The organism is Klebsiella sp. M041, from assembly GCF_059759695.1.
The window spans coordinates 11975-32376 of sequence record NZ_JCAXWU010000029.1 but is presented as its reverse complement, the minus strand read 5'-3'; the positions used below and the strand labels follow the sequence as shown (position 1 = coordinate 32376).

Annotated in this window: 20 protein-coding genes and 2 pseudogenes; 6 read left to right on the top strand and 16 right to left on the bottom strand. The window is 55.8% G+C overall.

Annotated elements, in window-relative coordinates:
* On the bottom strand, positions 1-78 hold a 78-nt coding region (locus AC6CWS_RS24515), incomplete at its 3' end, for a hypothetical protein (protein ID WP_223602338.1).
* Positions 79-99: 21 nt separating this feature from the next.
* On the opposite strand from AC6CWS_RS24515, the pseudogene AC6CWS_RS24510 reads away from it, so the two are divergent.
* A pseudogene (locus AC6CWS_RS24510) lies at positions 100-2289 on the top strand (AAA domain-containing protein); the annotation flags it as partial.
* Positions 2290-2720: 431 nt separating this feature from the next.
* Here AC6CWS_RS24510 and AC6CWS_RS24505 read toward each other — a convergent pair.
* From AC6CWS_RS24505 to AC6CWS_RS24495, 3 genes are read right to left on the bottom strand one after another with little or no spacing between them, the layout of a single operon-like run.
* Positions 2721-3200, bottom strand: a complete 480-nt coding sequence (locus tag AC6CWS_RS24505; protein WP_004192264.1) for an Hcp family type VI secretion system effector — start codon at positions 3198-3200, stop codon at positions 2721-2723.
* Positions 3201-3202: 2 nt separating this feature from the next.
* Positions 3203-3550, bottom strand: a complete 348-nt coding sequence (locus AC6CWS_RS24500; RefSeq protein WP_004199257.1) for a hypothetical protein — start codon at positions 3548-3550, stop codon at positions 3203-3205.
* Position 3551: 1 nt separating this feature from the next.
* The gene (locus tag AC6CWS_RS24495; RefSeq protein WP_048296543.1) at positions 3552-4226 is read right to left on the bottom strand and encodes an Ssp6 family T6SS pore-forming effector; all 675 of its coding nucleotides are present in this window, start codon (positions 4224-4226) and stop codon (positions 3552-3554) included.
* A gap of 311 nt (positions 4227-4537) precedes the next feature.
* Here AC6CWS_RS24495 and AC6CWS_RS24490 point away from each other — a divergent pair, with 311 nt between their 5' ends.
* From AC6CWS_RS24490 to AC6CWS_RS24480, 3 genes and pseudogenes are all read left to right on the top strand, one after another.
* Positions 4538-4924, top strand: coding sequence for a DUF2778 domain-containing protein (locus AC6CWS_RS24490; protein WP_222615652.1), 387 nt, complete (start codon positions 4538-4540; stop codon positions 4922-4924).
* A 16-nt stretch (positions 4925-4940) separates the two neighbouring features.
* Complete coding sequence (locus AC6CWS_RS24485; RefSeq protein WP_065884184.1) at positions 4941-5207, top strand: hypothetical protein; 267 nt, start codon at positions 4941-4943, stop codon at positions 5205-5207.
* Between the two features lies 1 nt (position 5208).
* Positions 5209-5301 (top strand): annotated as a pseudogene (locus AC6CWS_RS24480) (type VI secretion system tube protein Hcp); the annotation flags it as partial.
* Positions 5302-5322: 21 nt separating this feature from the next.
* Here the strand turns inward: AC6CWS_RS24480 and AC6CWS_RS24475 are convergent.
* From AC6CWS_RS24475 to AC6CWS_RS24465, 3 genes are all read right to left on the bottom strand, one after another.
* Positions 5323-6192 (bottom strand): phosphorothioated DNA-binding restriction endonuclease, encoded by an 870-nt coding sequence (locus AC6CWS_RS24475; protein WP_065884180.1) that lies wholly within the window; start codon positions 6190-6192, stop codon positions 5323-5325.
* 244 nt (positions 6193-6436) lie between these two features.
* A complete protein-coding gene (locus AC6CWS_RS24470; protein ID WP_065884182.1) occupies positions 6437-8116 on the bottom strand; it encodes a glycoside hydrolase family 43 protein in 1680 nt (559 codons plus the stop codon).
* A 58-nt stretch (positions 8117-8174) separates the two neighbouring features.
* Complete coding sequence (locus AC6CWS_RS24465) at positions 8175-9614, bottom strand: MFS transporter (RefSeq protein ID WP_072199169.1); 1440 nt, start codon at positions 9612-9614, stop codon at positions 8175-8177.
* A gap of 426 nt (positions 9615-10040) precedes the next feature.
* Here AC6CWS_RS24465 and xylA point away from each other — a divergent pair, with 426 nt between their 5' ends.
* Together xylA and AC6CWS_RS24455 are read left to right on the top strand one after the other, a co-directional pair.
* Positions 10041-11360, top strand: coding sequence for a xylose isomerase (gene xylA / locus AC6CWS_RS24460; protein ID WP_017900971.1), 1320 nt, complete (start codon positions 10041-10043; stop codon positions 11358-11360).
* 330 nt (positions 11361-11690) lie between these two features.
* Positions 11691-13073, top strand: a complete 1383-nt coding sequence (locus AC6CWS_RS24455; RefSeq protein ID WP_048296553.1) for a carbohydrate porin — start codon at positions 11691-11693, stop codon at positions 13071-13073.
* 309 nt (positions 13074-13382) lie between these two features.
* Here AC6CWS_RS24455 and AC6CWS_RS24450 read toward each other — a convergent pair whose 3' ends face one another.
* The 9 genes from AC6CWS_RS24450 to AC6CWS_RS24410 are packed head-to-tail and all read right to left on the bottom strand — an operon-like array spanning position 13383 to position 20237.
* On the bottom strand, positions 13383-14342 hold the full coding sequence (locus tag AC6CWS_RS24450) for a YbgA family protein (protein WP_065884087.1): 960 nt from the start codon (positions 14340-14342) through the stop codon (positions 13383-13385).
* On the bottom strand, positions 14339-14890 hold the full coding sequence (locus tag AC6CWS_RS24445) for a DUF3833 domain-containing protein (protein ID WP_065884082.1): 552 nt from the start codon (positions 14888-14890) through the stop codon (positions 14339-14341). Before AC6CWS_RS24445 ends, AC6CWS_RS24450 begins: the two co-directional genes overlap by 4 nt.
* Entirely contained in the window at positions 14887-15411 is a 525-nt protein-coding gene (locus tag AC6CWS_RS24440; RefSeq protein WP_065884077.1) for a hypothetical protein, read from the bottom strand. The genes AC6CWS_RS24445 and AC6CWS_RS24440 overlap by 4 nt, the downstream gene beginning before the upstream one ends.
* Complete coding sequence (locus AC6CWS_RS24435; RefSeq protein WP_023291806.1) at positions 15408-15893, bottom strand: DUF2878 domain-containing protein; 486 nt, start codon at positions 15891-15893, stop codon at positions 15408-15410. Before AC6CWS_RS24435 ends, AC6CWS_RS24440 begins: the two co-directional genes overlap by 4 nt.
* Positions 15890-17110, bottom strand: a complete 1221-nt coding sequence (locus tag AC6CWS_RS24430) for an SAM-dependent methyltransferase (RefSeq protein ID WP_032454723.1) — start codon at positions 17108-17110, stop codon at positions 15890-15892. Before AC6CWS_RS24430 ends, AC6CWS_RS24435 begins: the two co-directional genes overlap by 4 nt.
* Positions 17107-17829, bottom strand: coding sequence for a DUF1365 domain-containing protein (locus AC6CWS_RS24425; protein WP_048296561.1), 723 nt, complete (start codon positions 17827-17829; stop codon positions 17107-17109). The genes AC6CWS_RS24430 and AC6CWS_RS24425 overlap by 4 nt, the downstream gene beginning before the upstream one ends.
* A gap of 1 nt (position 17830) precedes the next feature.
* Positions 17831-19090 (bottom strand): NAD(P)/FAD-dependent oxidoreductase, encoded by a 1260-nt coding sequence (locus AC6CWS_RS24420; RefSeq protein ID WP_065884074.1) that lies wholly within the window; start codon positions 19088-19090, stop codon positions 17831-17833.
* A complete protein-coding gene (locus tag AC6CWS_RS24415) occupies positions 19087-19806 on the bottom strand; it encodes an SDR family NAD(P)-dependent oxidoreductase (RefSeq protein ID WP_023291809.1) in 720 nt (239 codons plus the stop codon). The genes AC6CWS_RS24420 and AC6CWS_RS24415 overlap by 4 nt, the downstream gene beginning before the upstream one ends.
* Entirely contained in the window at positions 19803-20237 is a 435-nt protein-coding gene (locus AC6CWS_RS24410) for a nuclear transport factor 2 family protein (protein ID WP_023291810.1), read from the bottom strand. The genes AC6CWS_RS24415 and AC6CWS_RS24410 overlap by 4 nt, the downstream gene beginning before the upstream one ends.
* Positions 20238-20402 lie beyond the last annotated feature (165 nt).

Genomic DNA, 20402 nt, shown 5'->3' with positions numbered 1-20402 from the left:
CCAGTTGGTGATTTTGAACTTTTGCTTTGCCACGGAACGGTCTGCGTTGTCGGGAAGATGCGTGATCTGATCCTTCAACTTAGCAAAAGTTCGATTTATTCAACAAAGCCTGACCTGAACACAATCCGTCAGGAGCGGCATGTCATCAGTGACGATCTGGAACAGTATATTCAGGATAAGAGAACGTTACTGCTCAATAGCACCAATGAAATCTCACTATTAACGCAGGGCAAAAAACAGTGGGAACAATATCGAGCCGGAGAGTCGATCATGTTCACTCTCTTCTCCTGGCTTCCCGCCGTTCGTACTAAGCGTCACTATCAAATGAAGCTGTTTTTGGAGGCTACGTTTGGCGAAAGAATGACAGCATTCCAGGGATCTCAGCCTGATGGAATTGATGCCTTTATCGATGGATTGATTGAGCAAGCTCATAAAGAACAGGCCGGGTACCAACAGCAAATTGATCACGCTGAGGACATTTCCCGACGTGAAAGTGAAGCCGTCATCCGTTGGTGGGAGATAACCCATTCGCTGGGTTATGCAGGCGAGACGGAGCTGAATCTGAGCGAAGCCGATGAGCTTGCCGATACAAAGCTCCGTTTCCCGGCGTTTTTGCTGGCGACGCATTACTGGGAAGGTCGGTGGCTGATGGATATGGCGAATATCGATAACCTTCAAGAAGAAAAAGGTCGCAAAGGGGCGAAGACTATTAAAGCCCGCTGGCTGCGAAGAATGAAGCTCACCCCTTGTGTCGTCATGACCTCCTTTATGCTTCCTCATCATATGCTTATCAGAGAACATGTTAGCGGTAAGAAGTATGATAATGGTTATTTATATAACTTCGCCGATTTGTTGATCGTCGATGAAGCGGGGCAGGTGCTTCCTGAGGTTGCTGCAGCTTCTTTCGCACTGGCGAAGAAAGCTCTGGTAATTGGCGACACAGAACAGATTGCGCCTATCTGGAACAGCCTGCCTTGTATTGATATTGGCAATATGGTTGAGGAGCATATCCTTCCAGAAGGTTCTCAGGAAGAACTTACTGAAGCTTATGCTTTGGTGTGTGAATCAGGAAAGAGCGCTGCATCCGGCAGCGTTATGAAGGTTGCACAGTTTAACTCGCGCTACCAGTACGATCCGGATCTGGCGCGGGGGATGTATCTGTACGAACACCGTCGCTGCTTCGATAACATCATTGGCTACTGTAACACCCTTAGTTATCACGGTAAGTTGCAGCCCAAACGAGGGGAAGAAAAAGGGACTATATTCCCTGCAATGGGCTATCTACATATAGATGGTAAGGGTATGCAGGCCAATGGTGGAAGTCGTTATAACGACTTTGAAGCGAAGACGATTGCTGCATGGCTTGCAGCGCACAAAGAAGAGATTGAGCATCACTACAATAAACCGTTACATGAATTAGTCGGCATTGTGACCCCATTTTCGGCGCAGGTCAGTGCGATTAAATCGTCATTACGTAAGCTGGATATCAATTGTAGTGGCGATGAAAATTCGCTGACAGTGGGCACGGTTCATTCATTGCAGGGGGCGGAACGGGCAATTGTGCTGTTCTCTCCTGTGTATTCGAAACATGAAGATGGCGGATTTATTGATAGAGACAGCAGCATGCTGAACGTTGCCGTTTCACGTGCTAAAGATAGCTTTTTGGTCTTTGGCGATATGGACCTGTTTGAGATTCAGCCCGCTTCCTCGCCGAGAGGGTTGCTTTCAAAATACCTGTTTGCATCCGATAATAATGCACTGCAGTTTGAGTATAAAGAACGCCAGGACCTTAATACAGCGCAAACACAGATCTCTGCCTTGCACGGTGTTGAGCAGCATGATGTGTTCCTGAACCAGACTTTTGACGCTATCGGTAAAAGTATTACTATTGTTTCCCCTTGGCTGACCTGGGAAAAATTGGAACAAACCGGTTTTCTTACATCAATGATCCAGGCTCGTGCTCGTGGTATCGACATTACTGTTGTAACGGATAAAAGCTTTAATACTCAAGACGTCAGTTATGTAAAGCGCAAAGCAAAACAGCAGCGCCTTAATGATGCAGTGGAAAAACTAAATGCGCTGGGCATTGTGACTATGTTGGTAAACCGTGTTCACAGTAAAATCGTGATTGGTGATGAAGGGCTGCTGTGCATAGGATCGTTCAACTGGTTTAGCGCTACGCGTGATGAGAAGTACAAACGATACGATACGTCGATGGTATACCGTGGCGAAAGCTTACAAGCGGAAATTAAAACGATTTATTCCAGCCTGGAACAGCGGAAGTTATAGGGGGCTTAAAGCAATGCAGGTATCGAATGGGCTGAATTAATTTAGCTCTACTTATGGAGGTATAGCCTTTATATACTATGCCTCCAAACTTCTTGCGTCAGGTGTGGAAAGTGGCGTCTGAAAAAGCGTGCTTGCGGCAGAATTCCCGGGCAGAAACGCCGGCTTCGGCCTCACGGAGAATACTGATGATCTATTCGTCGGAAAAACGCTTCTTCACAGGGATGCCCTCAGTTGCTGATGAAAACATTCATGACATCAAGATGTATTAATCAACGGAGAGCAGGTCAATGTAGTATAGCAAGGTCAATTTTAGATGATTTTTTCGGGAATCATGCGGCTGCATTAGGGGCTTGTTTGGCGAGGGTGGTTTAAATCATCAGTTAAACTTAGAAAAGGCCACTTTTTTGGATGGCCTTTAGTCTAAGGGGAGTTTATGCTGTTGCCCGATGATTCCAGGAATCTTTGTAAATGATATTCCCATCGCAATGTTTCCAGGTGATGGCCTCATACCTTAACTGAATCGTTTCGCTGTGTGTGCCTGTACCAGAATCCGGAAATAAGTTGGGGGTAATTCCGGTTACTTTAACATTCTCTAATATAATATTAAAATATTCGCTTTCAACACCTGCATCAAGGATCTGATACATCTTTATGGTTGCCGACTTTAATGTTTGGTTCTCACTCAGCGCTTTGTATAAAAGGGGCGTTGTTTTATCAAAATCTTTCTGTACCGTAATAGGCGTATGTACTCTGGTTCCTGTTAATCTCCCGGTGTTTCCATCCACAGGAATGGATAGGTGGTGCGTTACCGCTTTTAATTCAATAGCGCCAATACGCCCTGTAACGAGAGAACTACCAGTTATAGGGGAGCCGTTTGTATCGGTTAGCCAAAGATATGCTGGATTTGACATGATTATTCCTTATCTCTATTTATAAATGAAGGTAAACAAAACATTATAATGACCCATAAAAACAGACCAATAACCTTAACCGGCCACGGGTCAAGTAAGGCTATGCAAACAATAGCGCCTATAATTAGTAGCGGGCCTGATAGTAAATTAAAAATACCGCTTAACACACCTATCTTTGTTCCCAGTAATCTATTCAATGCAATGGCGATGATATAAGCGCTGCCGATTATAATCGTCACTGCGATTATTTTATTCTGCCAGTTATTAAACTCAGTCAGGCAAATAAAGCATGTGGTAATAATATAGGTGCAGAGAACTATATCGACGAGTGGCGTGATGATTTTTTTCATATCACCCAGCCTTAGCATTCGTATTTAAATGATCTTCCACTCTTTTCATAATCTTATCGAACACGGAGTTGCCCTCAGTGTATCCTGCATGGATGGCATCCACAAAAGGTTGTACCGCATCGGCAAATAAGAAATAAAGCAGATCATAATCGCGGGGTCTTAACAACGAGTATACCTCGGGCGCTTCATTCCTGAGTTTATCAGAGGTCCTGATGGAACGCTCTGCCATTCCACCAAACAAGAGGATAGTACTTAAAAAGGCTATTGGATTCCCTTTCCCCTTAAATACTACATAAGTAAATGACGTTTTTTCTATAACGGCTTTAGCGATGTTCGATGCGATAATATTCGTAGAGATTCTACCCACGATAGAGGTAACTACACTTCTGTATATTCTATCTTGTTCTGATTCGGATAGATATTTATTAAATAACTGAAAGATTAATTTAACTGCATTAACGATATTTTCATACTTAAGAATGTCATGTCTTATCGCGGTCATCATACGGATTCTTTCTGTTTCACGTTCATATCTTGTATCCGTATCAAAGATACCGTAAATCAGATAACCATAATCTAAAGGAACAGATAACCCACCATTGATAAGCCCTGTAACTGTATCAGGAGAGATAATGATGTTATATAACTTCCGCGCTATCCCTTCTATGTCTGCCATATAGCTATCCTATGTTTAAATAAACGACTGAAGATTTACATCACTTTTGCAAGAAATAATCGACGATAATTTACAAGAGAATAAATAACTTGATAAGTGTTACCATAATCTAATTGTTACAAATTGTATTGCGTGAGATGTATTAATTCAAAAAATAATAAAGCGCATATAAGTATTCGATTAGTGATTGGATACTCGGAAATTTGAATGTTAAAATTATTAATTTATATGCATTTGCGCGGACTTGTTCATGACTGAATCAGGTTTATGACTCGTGAACAGGCGGTTTATGTGAACACATCGACAGCATCATGTTGTGCCGTCGCTATCCTTCACGAGTAAACATCGACGAATTCATCAGAGTGATATCCGCTTCCGGCGTGAGGGCGGGTGCTATAGCCAATTCTTTGAAAATAAATAAAAGCAGGGCTAACACCAATCGTTTCATCACATCATTATGCGAACTACGGCGGGGGAATAGCGATTGGTTTGCATTATGGCGTGACGACCGCGAAATCGACGATGAGACGTGGGTAGAGGGTGTGAAACGCGGTAATTTCCGTTTGCATCCGGGGGCGGTTGTCGAGGGTTGTATTACTATCGCCCATAATTCTGATTTTGCCATGATCCGGAATGCGCTTACGAAAAGATCACTGGTTCATGTTCCCTGCATGCGTTCCCCGCTGGTTCGCGGTTAGGGGGAGATTGTTGCCAGTGGCTGTAACATCTCTTGCCCATAATATAAGTAAAATTATTTATATTATATTGCTGTTTTTGCTTCTGGGATGTGCACTTCCAAGGCCGGAAAACTATCTCGATTATGATATCGCAAGGGATGTTTGCCACTTCTTGTTCGGGAGTGTGAACGCCGATACGATGTATGACACTTTCTTTTATATATTGCTGGTAATAGTGATATTCCTTTCAGCTGTACTCTACATTATTACATTGCAGTTAATTTCAACGATGAGGAGCAAATGAGATGCCAATTCCTCCGTATATGTATCTTAAAGACGATGGTGGCGCAGACATTAAAGGGTCCGTTGATGTTCAGGAGCGAGAAGGTAGCATCGAAACCCGCTTATCACCATACCCCTCACCCCCTGAACACCTCACGCCGGTGCCACGCCACAAACCCCTCCTGGGGATAACATTCTTTCCCCTGCGGCAAGGTAATCGGCTTACCATCAAAATCCCAGAACAGCCTGCCAACAATGCCCCCGCCGTTCACCGCCGGCGAAACCTGGATGCGCATATCCTGATCCAGACCAATGGAGCCTTTATCAAAAGCCTTATGGTGAATTGCGCAGAGCGCCAGACCGTTAGGGATTTCGCAGGGGCCGCCGTGCTGCTTCCATTTGATATGAGCCGCTTCCAGGGCGACGGAGGTATTATCATGGCGCATATTGAAGCCGCAGATCGCGCACTCATAGTTATAGGCGCGCAGCACCTGCTGGCGAAAATGCGGGTCGCGTTCTTTGCGGATCTGCTGCAGATCAAACCCCATCTCTTCAGCCAGTTCTTCCTGAATACTCTCCGGAAAGTGCGCCTCGAGGATCTGATGGGCGAGGGTATTGATCAGCCTCTTATTTCTATTGAGTAACGCAAAATGCGGCTCATCGAAGCCGCCGGCGACGTGGCAGAGCTCCAGCTCTTTGCCGGGCGGCTGTCGGCTGCCCTGGGTTGAACACTGTTCGCTGTTGTGCAGCTCCCAGAAGCCGTCGCCTTTCAGGCGCCAGAAGGGCATATCCGGCCGGTACTGGCGGCGCTGCGGGCCAAAGCGTTCCAGCAGGCTATGCAGCTCATCGCGTATCTCCGAGGCGTAGTCGAACATCCGCGCATGGCCGCGCTGGTACTGCGAGAGGACGTACAGCAGCAACAGTGGCTTATGCGGCGCACGCTGTTCGCCTTTGCGCCAGATGGTGATGTTCTCGATCGCGTGTTGCAGGGTTGTGCTGGAGGGCATAGCGTTACATTGGCAGCTAAATAAATGCGATGATGCTCGCAAAATCATTGCCGATCAACCCACCAGATGCGGCGATTCCAGGTGGATCGCTTTTTAAATATCACAACGGATCTTGCTGTGGGAGTGGAGACTGCGTTCGCCTTCTGCGGCGCAAGCCTGAAAAAAATCGGGAGCGCATAACCGTTGCGTTCCCGCATTCTACAAACCCCACGCTACCTTACCGGTAGCGTGGGCCCGCTCTCTTTTACTTATCCCGCGTCTCGCCAGCCTCCCAGCTATAGCTCCCATCGGCCGCTAACCTATCGCCCAGCTCCTGATACTCGAACTGATAAAACTCAGCCTGGGTGCCGTACCCGGCGTAGTCTACCGCCGCCAGGCCGACGAACGCCCCGGTAAAGAACCCGCCGTAGCTCTGCAACACATAGTCATCGGACAGCACCGCGGCATCCAGCTGGACCGGGATCTCGGTGAACGTCACGCCATCGAAGCTGTATTCATAGCTGTAGGTCTGCTTGCGGACTTTGGTCCGGAACCAGACGTATTCCACGCCGTCCGGCACCTTGATGGCGTTATCTTTCAGGTACGATGTGTATTTCCCGCGGTTATTTTCGCCGACTTCGATGACCTTGCCGTTAATTTCATTCCAGGTCAGGAAGACAAAGCTCCAGTGGCGGTCGTTATAGTAATTCGTTAACCCGGCCATCTGCTGATAGCTGAAGGGCTCGAATTTCACCTTCACCGCGGCGTCAAAATAGAAGGCCTGCCAGCGGCGGGCAATCAGCGACAGGTCATGCGTATTGGCTAACGAACCCTGGCCGATTAAGGTTAATTTGCCGTCGCCGGTGGCGCCCATTTTGGCCGTAAACGGCACCCGCAGGGTATTCCAGTTCGGGTCGAGGGCTGGCGACGTAAAGTCATCCTGCTGGCTGTTATCGCTGGCGCTTTCGGTGAAGATGGCGTCTTTCGGCCCTTCGACGAAGGTCTTCCCGCCGTGACCGCCTTCAATACGCGGCCAGCCCTCGTCGTCCCAGTACACTTTCTGGATCGCGGTTTCCCGGCCGAGGGTTGACCAGCCGCGCGGGTCGTAGATGGATTCCCCCGGGCGATTCCACGGCCGGGCGCAGAGCGAGGCGTAATACCATTCGCCTTCCGGAGTGGAGACCAGCGCGCCATGGCCCTGTTTCTGGATGTAGCTGTCCGGCGTGTCGACGTTGGTTAAGAACACGTCACCCGGCTCGGTTTCAAAGCTGTCGGCCTCGAGGGTTTTCGACCGCGCCACCACCTCCTGGTGGGTAAACACGGTGCCGCCCTGGGCGGCAAACAGATAATAGTAGCCGTTCAGTTTATAGAGGTGCGGCCCCTCGACCAGCGCCACGGCGGTGCCGCGGTAGATGGTGCGCGCGGTTTCCGGCATTAACTTCAGCGTGTTGGTATCCAGCTCCGTTAAGGTAATGCCATCGAAGGGGTGATGGTACTCCCGGTGATCCCAGGTTTGCTGGACGATATATTTCCGGCCATCGTCGTCATGGAACAGCGAGGCGTCAAACCCGACGCCGTTCAGCTTGATCGGGTCGCTCCACGGGCCCCGAATATCCTTCGCGGTGGTCAGGTAGTTGGTCATGTCTTTGAAGGCGCCTTCGGTGACCTTCACATCGGTATACACCAACCAGAATTGCCCGTCGGCCCAGGAGAGCGCCGGCGCCCAAATGCCGCCGGAGGAGGGGTTGCCCTTCATGTCCAGCAGGGTGGTGGTGGAGAGCGGCGAAGGCAGCAGGTTCCAGTTTTTCAGGTCTTTCGACTCATGTAAACGCACGCCCGGGAACCACTCAAACGTCGAGTTGGCAATATAGTACGTATCCTCGACGCGAATAATACTGGGGTCGGCATTAAAGCCGCGTAATATCGGGTTTTGAATAAGTGACATTTCATTACACCTTTTAAAATGGAAAGTGACGAATCGGTCTGATTTATAATTTTTTTAACTACACGCGGATCTCATCCAGCTGACGGTTGATGTCGGTAACATGTTTATCGGAGATTGGATAAACCTGGATAATCACCATCGAAATAGCGGCCAGCGCGATCGGGATCCACACCGCGGTCATAATAATCCCGTCGATGGCGCTGGCGCTCTGCACGGCGCCGCTTTCATTAAAGCCATACACCGCCAGCAGCCACAGCGGGATCGCGCCGCCGATGGTGAAGCCGATCTTGAAGAAGAGTCCCATAATGGCATTGATAATGGCGGCATTGCGTTTGCCAGATTTTAATTCGCCGTACGCGATGACTTCCGGTACCAGCGCCCACATAAAGCCGGTGGCGGAAGTTAAGCCCCACTGTTTAATAAAGGTGGCGATGTAGGCCAGCCACAGGGCGTCGTGCATCCCTTCGCGGGACCAGACGTAGGTCAGCAGTTCGCCGACGATGAACATGGCGAGGAACAGATGGAAGAAGCCTTTTTTACCAAAGATTTTTTTCAGTTTCGGCCAGAAAATCGGGAAGGCGATGCCGGGAATAGACGCGACGAGACCCACCGCGCCCATCCATTCGGAGTGGCCGACGACGTACTGGTTGAAGAAGCCGTTAACGGTGTTCATGAAGAACATGAAGGTAAAGGCCAGCATAAAGAACATGCCGAGGATCACCAGCGGGCGGTTATGTCGGAGCTCGTGGAAAAGGTCGGTGGTTTTGACGTTGGCGGTCTGCTCGGCGGTCGCGACAACGCGTTCTTTGGTGAATTTATAACAGATAAACAGAGCCACCGCGCCGATGATCATATAGATGGCGTACACGCCAAACCAGGCGTAGTTTGCCGACGGATCGGCATAATTCCCCAGATTCAGCTCAAGGCCAAAAAAGCCGGTGTCTTTCAGGCTGCGATCTTTCGGCGCCGCCATCTGCACAAACATCGGGAACAGGGTATAGACCAGCAGGTTGGCGCTGTTGGCCAGCATCATGCGGGTACTGGTGAGCTTATCGATCGATTCCGGGTCGCGGGTCAGTGACGCATTCAGCGAGCCATAGGGAATATTGACTAAGGAATAAACCAGGTCCAGCGCCAGATAAATAATAAAGGCGAAAGCCACCGAACCTTTCACTCCGGGGATGGGCGCGAACAGTAATGCCGAGAGGATCACCAGCGGCACGCCGGCTCGTAACAGCCACGGACGATATTTCCCTGCCTTCGAGGTTCGTTTATCCACGTAGGTGCCGACCATCGGATCCCAAAACACGTTAATTATGCGGACAAAAAGAAAAATAAAGCCTGCCGTTGCCGTGCTGATGGTATTTACCGTCAGCATATGCAAAGCCAGAAAACCCCCAATTGTGCCGAAAACCAGGTTTTGCGCAAAGTCGCCCATGCCATAACCAATTCGTTCTCCGCGGGTTAATTTATGATATTCATCATGCCGACTGTGCATTATGTTTTTACTCATTCTAAGCAGACTCCGGTTTGTTTTGTGTAGGTGAAACACTTTCTGACACAGTTGACATGGAAGAATCTATTACGTTTTTAAATTAAGTAATTATGTTTTTTTACTTCTGTGATCCTCGAAGCAAAGGCCTGTATCACCTGCGTTGAGCCGCCATCCGCCGCTAATTTTTTGGCAGACAGGCAATGTGACAAAACCGGCATTTTAATTCGCTATGCCCACCTGAATTCCCCAGGAAGTGTACGCTATACGCGCGCGAAGCGAGATATTTAAAATAGTTTTATTTGCGAGATGGCTCACATTTGAGCATTTTCTCAATCGCTGAGTGAAATAACGTAATTGAGCAACCGACGATGAGAATACACGATGTGTCACAGTTGTTAATTTTCGGCTTCTTCAATTTCGGAGTTCATCATGCAAACTTATTTTGACCAGCTCGAACGCGTTCTTTTTGCCGGACCTAAAACCGATAATCCTCTGGCGTTTCGCCACTATAATCCGGATGAAATCGTGCTGGGAAAACGCATGGCAGATCATCTGCGCTTTGCCGCCTGTTATTGGCATAACTTCTGCTGGAATGGCGCGGATATGTTTGGCGCCGGCTCGTTTGAGCGTCCCTGGCAGGCCGCGGGCGATGCGCTGGAAATGGCCAAACGCAAAGCGGACGTGGCGTTTGAATTTTTCTACAAGCTCAACGTGCCGTATTATTGCTTCCACGATGTCGACGTCTCGCCAGAAGGCGCGTCGCTGAAAGAGTATTTGCATAATTTTGCCGTGATGACCGAGGTGCTGGCGGAGAAACAGCAGCAAACCGGCGTGAAACTGCTGTGGGGCACCGCCAACTGCTTTACCCACCCGCGCTACGGCGCCGGGGCGGCGACCAACCCCGATCCGGAGGTGTTTGCCTGGGCGGCCACGCAGGTGGTGACCGCCATGAACGCCACCCACCAGCTCGGCGGCGAAAACTATGTTCTGTGGGGCGGCCGCGAAGGTTACGAGTCCCTGCTGAATACCGACCTGCGTCAGGAGCGCGAGCAGATTGGCCGCTTCCTGCAGATGGTGGTGGAGCACAAGCATAAGATTGGCTTTGGCGGCACGCTGCTTATCGAGCCGAAACCGCAGGAGCCCACCAAGCATCAGTACGATTACGATGTCGCGACGGTGTATGGCTTCCTGAAGCAGTTTGGTCTGGAAAATGAGATCAAGGTGAACATTGAAGCCAACCACGCCACCCTGGCGGGGCACTCTTTCCACCATGAAATCGCCAGCGCCATCGCGCTGGGGATCTTCGGCTCCGTTGATGCCAACCGCGGCGATGCGCAGCTCGGCTGGGATACCGATCAGTTCCCGAACAGCGTGGAAGAAAATACCCTGGTGATGTACGAGATCCTCAAAGCCGGGGGATTCACCACCGGCGGCCTGAACTTTGACGCCAAAGTTCGCCGGCAGAGCACCGACAAATACGACATGTTCTATGGCCATATTGGCGCCATGGACGTGATGGCGCTGTCTCTCAAGCTGGCCGCGCGGATGATTGAGGATGGCAAGCTCGATCGGGCTCTGGCAAAACGCTATGCCGGCTGGCAGGGCGAACTGGGGCAGCAAATTATGGCCGGCCGTATGTCGCTGGATAATATTGCCCGGTACGCTGAGCAGCATAATCTGAATCCGCAGCATCACAGCGGGCGTCAGGAATTACTCGAAAATCTCGTCAATACCTATATCTTTGGTTAATTTTTGCTGACATGCTCCTGCGGGGGCATGTATTCCGCCGTCTGCCCGCTGCCGGGAAATAGCGTTTATTTGTTCGTGTTGTATTTATGCTGTCTGTGCCGAAAGGCTATCTGTTTGACTGTCTATAGAGGAACAATCCGCCGCGCGGATGGTTCTGCCATTGTGCCACCTGTTTAATATCAGTGAGGGAGGGCGAGTAGCGATAATTGTGTAATGCCTCTGTGACCGTACAAAATAAAAAATAACTTGTTCTGATGATAGCGACATATTCTGTCAGCTCAGAATAGGCTGGTTATTGTCTGAATAAAATTAACCTATATTGAGAAACTCATGACAATGATAAAAAAACTTCCATTAACCATGGCGGTTATCGCCGCGTTTTTTCCGCTTACCTCTGTAATGGCGCAAGAATTTACTCAGGAACAGATCGACGCCATCGTCGCCAAAGCCGTTGATAAAGCGCTGGCCGACCGCCAGGCGAAAATTGACGCCGCGGCCGACAAAAAGGTCGACGTCATTACCAACCCGCAGACAACCGCCGCCTCGCCGGATATGGCGATTCCGTTCGGCCTCAAGTTCAGCGGCTATGCCCGCTATGGCGCCCATTTCCAGACCGGCGACCAGAAATATGTCGGCGTCGACGGCTCCTATAACGGCGCCTCGGCGATCGGCCGTCTGGGCAACGAAAGCAACGGCGGCGAATTCCAGATCAGCAAAGCCTTCAAAAGCGCGCAGGGGGCTATCTGGGATCTCAACGTCATGTTCGACCACTGGAGCGACGAGGTTAACCTGAAGAAGGCCTACGTCGGCGTCACCAACGTGCTGGAATCCAACCCCAACGCCTATATCTGGGCCGGCCGCGACTTCCACCAGCGTCCGCAACAGGGGATCAACGACTACTTCTGGATGAACCACGACGGCCAGGGCGCCGGGGTGAAGAACTTTGATATCGGCGGCGTGCAGTTCGACGTGGCGGCGGTCTCGCAGGTGAAATCCTGTAGCCCGGAAGTGATGGCCGACGAGACCAACCCGTCGCGTATCACCTGTACCGGCAGCTCCGACACCGGCGACAACGGCCACTACGCGCTGACCACCAAAACCCACAACATCAAGGCCGGGCCGATCGATGTCGAGGTGTACGCCAACTACGGCTTTGACTCGAAGGCGGTGGACAGCGACGCGCGTCTCGAAGCCTGGCAGGGCGGCCTGGTGCTGAGCCACACCAACGACAGTGGAGTGAACAAGGTGATCCTGCGCTACTCCGACAACTCGGATAACAGCGTCTACAACAAAACCGACGACCTGACCACGGTCTACGCCAGCTTCGAGGGCAGCCATAAGTTCACCCAGCAGGCGCAGGTGGAATATCTGCTGGCCTTCCACGACTACGACAACGGCAAAGATAATACCGACAACCGCAAAAACTACGGCGCCATCGTGCGGCCGATGTACTTCTGGAACGACGTGCACTCCACCTGGCTGGAAGCGGGCTACCAGCGCGTGGACTACGACCAGGGCGGGGATAACCACGGCTGGAAGCTGACGCTGTCGCAGAACATCGCCATCGGCATGGGGCCGGAGTTCCGTCCGATGCTGCGCTTCTACGTGACCGGCGGTCAGGTGGACAACGAGCATACCGCGAAGGTCAACGGCACCAAAGACCAGCAGCTGGATTCGCTGAACGTCGGCGGGATGTTTGAGGCGTGGTTCTGATGCGATAGCGTTGTCGAAGGAGCGTTCCCGGCTGGCGCTACGCTTAGCCGGGCTACGACTGGTGCGCTCCATTTATGCCGGATGGCGGCATACATGCCTTATCCGGCCTACGTTCCTTCCTGCGGGCTCCCCGTGTAGGCCCGGCAAGCGCAGCGCCGCCGGGCAGAACACTTCAAGCTCCATACCCGCGGTAGTGCCGGATGGCGGCATAAATGCCTTATCCGGCCTACGTTCCTGAGGAGGCCTGCGGGATACCCCCCCGTAGGCCCGCGCAAGCGCAGCGCCGCCGGGCAGCTGGCCCAGGTTCCCTCAGTTCACCGTCAGGCGCAGGGCAAGATCCTGCGGGTAGGGGTCAAAATAGTTCTGCGCCTGCAGGTAGCGATCCGGATACTCGGCCAGATAGTGCTTAAGCAGCGTCAGCGGCGCGAGGATCGGCAGCAGCCCGGCGCGATAGTTGAGGATCACCTCTCGCAGCTCGCCGCGCTGGCGGCTGTTCAGCTGGTCGCGGAAATAACCCTGAATATGCATCAGCACGTTGGTGTGGTTTTTCCGCGAGGCGGGCCGCTTGAGGATCGCCATCAGCTTCTCGCGGTAGACCTCGAAGAAAGCCTCCAGATCTTCCCATTCATGCAGCGAGGCGACGAACGGGCCGATCTCGCGGTAGCCCGCCTGGTGGTGAGCCAACAGCTGCAGCTTGTAGCGGCTATGAAAGGCCAGCAGGCCGTGGCGGGTCAGGCCGCGGGCGCGCAGGGCGTTGAGTTCATGCAGGGCGAAGACGCGCTCGACAAAATTCTCCCGCAGCAGCGGATCGTGCAGCCGGCCATCCTCTTCCACCGGCAGCCACGGGTAGCGCGTCATCAGGGCGCCGGTAAACAGCCCCACGCCTTCCTTACGCCCGCGATTGCCTTTTTCGTCATACAGCCGCACGCGCTCCATCCCGCAGCTCGGCGATTTGGCGCAGACGATAAAGCCCGACAGCTCGCCCAGAGTTGCCAGATGGGCGTTGGCAAAATCGGCCATCTTCTCCGTCACATCCTCGTGCGGGGCGTGGCTGAAGCGCATGCGGATCTCCCCGACCGGAGTCTGCACCAGGCGGAGCGCCGGGCGGGGTACGGGCAGGCCGATCGCCATCTCCGGGCAGACGGGCTTAAACACCACCCACTGCGCGAGCTCATCCATCACAAAGCCCATACGCTTATGCCCGCCGTCGAATCGCACGGCTGAGCCGGTTAAACATCCGCTGATCCCAATGACAGGTTGCGTGTTCATGGCGCTGTCCTCTCTTCTGCTGTGGTTCGGGTAAAGAAAAGGGTCACGGTGGCCACCGTAATGCCGAATTTCTTCATCTCGGTTTTGTTAAACAAATGGCTGCCGTCCTGCAGGAACATCCAGTCGTCAAAGTGCAGCAGCCACCGGCTGCCGCTGGCCTCGACGTTCATGCTGTAGCGCCAGTGAAAGGCATTGCCTGCCGCCTGGCCGCTGGCCACGCCTTCGATATCCCCGGCGGTGCCCTGATAACGGTTATCGCCAGTGCGGCGAATGCGCCACACCCGCTGCTGTTTCTCGCCATCGTCATAGACAAAGCGCTCATGGAGCGTCAGGGTGTCGCCGACGACGTCGCCATCGATCGCTACATGGAAGCGGCGCAGCTGTTTGCCGCGGCGATCCTGCACCATCCCCCACGCCTCGGTTTGGCCCTGAAAATAGTGGAAGATGTCGAGGGCGGGCTGCTGCTGCCGGTACTCGGTGACCTCGGTGCTGCAGCCGGCGAGCATCAGCATCAGCAGCGCCAGGCCACGGGTCAGAATGCGTTTCATGGTGTACCTCCGATCAACTGCTGACGCAGTTCGGGATAAGTGGTGCGCGGATCGAGCCAGATGGCGAGAAAGCGGGTGCTGAACGCCGCCGACTGGCGCGGGCCGAGCGGGGTAAAGGCGGTCTGCGCGGCGCTGGCGCGGTACCAGAACTGCCCCTCGCCGCCGCTGACCACGAACGCCAGCTGGCCGCCCGGCGCGACGTCCGGCCAGATCCCCTGCAGCATGCGCAGCCAGGCTTCGCTGCGCGGCTCCTGCTGCAGAATGCCCTGCGCCTGCCACTGGTCGCGGGTGGCCTCCACCAGCGCCTCGCGATCGATGTCGCGCCGGTAGGTGATGATCAGCGCCCGATCCTGCTGCGGGCCGTCATACCGGCCATTGGGCGTGCGCAGCTGTGAGTGATAGACAGTGAACGGCCCCCAGGTGAGGGTCGCCTCGCCGACGCGGCGCCACGTCAGCCAGTCGGCGGCGTGGGCCGCCGGGGCGAGGGCGCTCAGCCACAGCAGTAACAGGGCGAATCTCATTTTTGCCTCCCCATCCCCAGATGGAACAACAGCATGAGCACCAGCCAGCCGCAGGCCATGGCGGCCACGGCAAGCGCCGTCGGTACCAGCAGGGTCATGGCTCCGAGGCGAGCGCCGATCAGGTAGGCCACCGGGCCGCCGACGGTGGCCGCCGCGGCCAGCACCCAGCCGGGAAGCGTCGTGGTGCGGGTCAGCCGGGTCCAGACGACGGCGAACATCAGCCACAGGGCCACCATCCACAGGGGCAGCAGGCTGTCGCCGGGAAAATCAATCAGTCCCGCCAGCGCCCAGCAGGCGTCCAGCCCGCAGCCCGCCGCGGCCAGCAGCAGAGCGGGCGGACGACTGGCCGCCGGCAACCGCAGCCAGGCGAACAGCGCCAGCGTCAGCCAGATCAGCAGGCCGCGCTCGCGCAACATCACCACCAGCGTCCAGTAAACATCGAACGCGAGGGCCATCAGCAGGTGCTGCGCCGGGCGTGTCATACCCGCTCCGCGGTGAGCTGCACCACGCTGATGGTGCGGGCGTTAAATCCGGCTTCGCAGTAGCCGAAGTAGTAGAGCCACATCCGGCGGAAGCGCTCATCAAAGCCGAGCTTTTCAATATCCTGCCAGGCATGGGTAAAACGCTGCCGCCAGTGCGCCAGCGTGCGGGCATAGTCCGGGCCCATGTCGAACAGGTTGCGCACCACAAAATCGGTATGGCGGGTCATCAGCTCGCTCATTGCCGTGATGCTGGGCAAAAAGCCGCCCGGGAAGATATAGCGCTGGATAAAATCGACGCTTTTGCTGTAGTCGCGATAGCGCTGATCCTGAATGGTGATCGCCTGCAGGGCCATTTTGCCGCCCGGGCGCAGGCGCGCCTGACAGGTGCGGAAAAAGGCCGGCAGGTAGCGCTGGCCCACCGCCTCAATCATCTCCACCGACACCAGTTTGTCGTACTCGCCGCGCAGATCGCGGTAGTCGCAGAGCAGCACCTCGACGCGATCCTGCAGTCCGGCGCGGGCCATGCGCTCGGTAGCCCAGCGGTGCTGCTCCCGGGAGAGGGTGGTGGTGGTGACCCGGCAGCCGTAATGGCGGGCGGCGTACTCGGCCAGCGCCCCCCAGCCGGTGCCAATCTCCAGCAGATGATCGCCGGGAGTGAGCGCCAGCTGGTCGCACAGGCGCGCCATCTTGGCCCGCTGGGCCTGGGTCAGATCCTGCTGGTCGTCGGCAAACAGCGCGCTGGAGTAGAGCAGGTCGTCATCCAGAAAGTGGGCATAAAATTCGTTGCCGAGGTCGTAATGGGCGGCGATGTTCTCCCGCGCCTGAGCGCGGGTGTTGCGGCGGGTCCAGTGGCGCAGGCGGGCGACGGGCTTGCCCAGCAGACGAAAGCCGCGCTCCAGACGCCCCAGCACCTCGCCGTTGCGCGCAAGGATCTGCAGCAGCGCCGTCAGCTGGTGGCTCTCCCAGTCGCCGTCCATCCAGGCCTCGGCCGCCGCCAGGCTGCCGCCGGTCAGCAGGCGCCAGTACACCTCCGGCGTGCAGACCCGCGCCTCGGCGCGCAGCGCGGCGGCGGGGTCGCCAAAATGAAAAGTCTGCGCCCCTTCGCGCACGGTGAGCGAGCCTTCGCGGAGGCCGCTCAACAGACGAAAGAGCAGCCAGCGCGCGAGCCGCACGTTGCGCGGCACATCGGGTTCAAGCGCAAAGACGGGATCGGTCATGAGCGTTCACTCCTGCTGACAGGATGGTTGTACAGCGGCAGGCGCTTCAGCCACAGCCGCAGCGCCTGCCAGTAGATGGCGAGGACGGTTTTCAGGGTCATCATCGGCAGACGCAGCAGCAGCCCGCGCAGGTTGGCGCGGGTTAACGGCACGCGGCTCAGGGCCAGCGTGGCGTCGAACACCTTGCTGGCCTGATGGTTTTCAATATGCATGTGCAGCGTTTTGCCGGGCGCGTTGAAGCGCCAGTGATAGACCATGTCCATCGGGTTAAACGGCGAAACGTGAAAGGCTTTCTCCAGCGGGCGCGCCTGCTGGCCGTCCACCGCGTAGTAATGACGCTCATTCCACGGCGTGTTGCGCACTTCGGCCAGCACCCAGCGCAGGGTGTCGGCCTCGTCATAGCAGTAGTAAAAGTTGACCGGATTAAAATGGAAGCCGAAGTAGCGCAGCTGGGTCAGGAGCATCACGCGTCCCGCCGGGCGGCAGCCGGTCAGGCTCTCCAGCCGGTTCAGCGCCTGAGCCTTCAGCGGCGCGCCCAGCGGATAATCGGCGTCGTACCAGGCGGCGGCGGCCAGGCGGTTGCGACGGATGCCCGCCTCAGGCAGCCTGTCCAGTTCGTCGAGGTCAAGCCAGGCCATAAACAGGCGGTAGACGAAGTGGTGCGCCTTCGGCTGCAGACGACGGTGGCGCAGGACGCCCTGATAGAGGCAGCTGTTCATTTCAGTTGCCCTCCGCCGCGGCGATGCCCTGCACCACGTCGAGCGCGCTGCGCACCCCGTCCTCATGAAAGCCGTTGTACCAGTAGGCCCCGCAGTACCAGCTCCGCCGCTGGCCGTTAATCTCGTCGCGCCGCAGCTGGGCCGACCAGCTTTGCGAGTTAAACAGCGGATGCTCATAGACGAAGCGCTGCCAGACGTAGCGCTCGTCCACCGGCGCGTCCGGGTTCAGGGTGACGCAGAACAGCGGCGCGCCCGCGGGCAGCCCCTGGAGAATATTCATGTTGTAGGTGACGCAGGCCCGGGCCCGATCCCCGTCGCTCAGGCGATAGTTCCAGCTGGCCCAGGCGCGCTGACGCGCCGGCAGCCAGCGCGGATCGCTGTGCAGCACCACCTCGTTGCGCTGCCAGCCGATGTCCCCGAGAACTTCGCGTTCGGCGTCGGTGGGCGCCGCCAGCATCGCCAGCGCCTGCGCGGAGTGGCAGGCGAAGATCACCTGGTCAAATTGCGCCTCCCCGGACGCCAGCCGCAGGGTAACCCCTGTCGAGTGGCGCTCCACCTGCTGCACCGGCGCGTTGAGCCGCAGGTCCAGGCGGTCGCCGAGCCTGGCGAGCAGGGCGCGAACGTATTCCCGGGAACCGCCGGGCACTACGTACCACTGCGGGCGATCGCGAATGTCCAGCAGGCCGTGGTGTTCAAAGAAGCGCAAAAACAGCGGCAGCGGGAAGCGGCGCATCTCCTGCAGCGACGACGACCAGATGGCCGCCCCCATCGGCAGGATATAGTGGCGGGCGAAGAAGGGGCTGAAGCGGTGGCGGGCGAGGAAGCTCTCCAGCGTCGCCCCCGGATCCAGCGCCTCGGTCAGCGCCAGTTTCGCCAGCCGGTTGAAGCGGACGATCTCGCTCAGCAGCCCCCAGAAGGCCGGCTTCAGCAGATTGCGTCGCTGGGCGAAGAGCGAGGTCAGGCTGTGGCCGTTGTACTCCAGGCCGCTGGCCGGGTTGTGGACCGAGAAGCTCATCTGCGTTTTTTGCCCGTCGATCCCCAGCTCGCTGAGCAGGCCCATAAAGCGCGGATAAGTGCGATCGTTGTAGACAATAAATCCGGTATCGATGGCCCAGGTGCCCTGCGGCGTGGCGATATCCACGGTGGCGGTGTGGCCGCCCGGCGCGGCGCCCGCTTCGAACAGCGTCACCTGATGGTGTCCGGCCAGCCGCCAGGCGCAGGTCAGCCCGGCGATGCCGCTGCCGATGATGGCGATGTTCATGAGCGCACCATCCTGCGCAACAGCAGGCGCTGTATACCTGACGGCAGGCTGGCCAGCAGCCGCAGGGCCAGGCTGAAGCCGGTGGGGAAGGCGATGTGGTTTTTGCCCTTCGCCAGGCCGTGGCGGATCGCCGCCACCGCCCGATCGACGCTCACCCGGCCGGGCATGGCAAAGTCGTTTTTGCGCGTCAGCGGGGTGTCGACGAAGCCTGGAGAGACCACCGTGACGGCGACCCCTTTCGGCTCCCAGTCCAGACGCAGGCTATTGGCAAACCAGGTCAGCGCCGCCTTGGAGGCGCCATAGGCTTCCGCGCGCGGGAAGGGCAGCCAGTGCGCCATGGAGCTGACCAGCACCACCCGATCGCCAGCCTCCAGCTGCGTCTGCAGCGCCGCCAGGCAGTTCACCGGCCCGAGGAAGTTGGTGGCCATCACCCGCTCCACGAGGGCGGCATCCACCTGTCCGTGGTCGAGATATTCGCAGGTGCCGGCGCAGAGAATGATCAGGTCGGCAAAACAGCCCGTCAGCGCCTGGCGACAGGCGTCCCTGTCTGTCATATCGAACAGGCGCGCGCTGATGTTGGGGCTGAACTGCTGCAGCGCCGTCAGGCGCGAAGCATCGCGCCCGCAGGCGATGACCAGGTGGCCATCCGCCGCGTAGGATTTCGCCAGGCCGGCGCCGATCCCGGAGCTGGCGCCGGTGATAAGCACCGTCATCATGAGCGCACCCTCCGTTTCACGCCGCGTACCGCCCAACCCAGCAGGGGAAGGTGCTCGTAGATCATCTCCCCGGCGTCGTAGTAGTCGCGCTGGTGGAGAACCTGCTCCCCGGCGATGTCCACCACCGAGCAGCCCGGCAGGGCCAGGGTTTCTCCGCCGGCAATACGCGGATGCGACCAGTGCATGGTCCAGGTTACGGCGAACCGCTGACCGTCGCAGAGCGGCGCGTCGATGGTGAACCGGCACTGCTCCACGTTGGCCAGCAGATGGGTAAAGTAGCGCTGGATGGCGAACAGTCCCTGGTGCTGGCCAAAAGGATCGCTCAGCGTCGCGTCCGGATGGTACAGCGCGGCCAGCGCCGTGGGCGGCTGCGCATCCAGCCCGGCGTAGTACTCAACAAAACGACGAATGACGGACGGCGTGGTGCTCATGGATCACATCCTGGCTAAACACGGTGGCGTAATGGCATACTTAAAACTTACACAAATAAAATTATTTGTCCAAGTTTGTGGAAAAATATATTTTATTTATGTTTAAAATCATGTTGTTATGATTAGTGTTTTAAAGGGTGAAAATCGCGAGTTGCACGAAGGGAA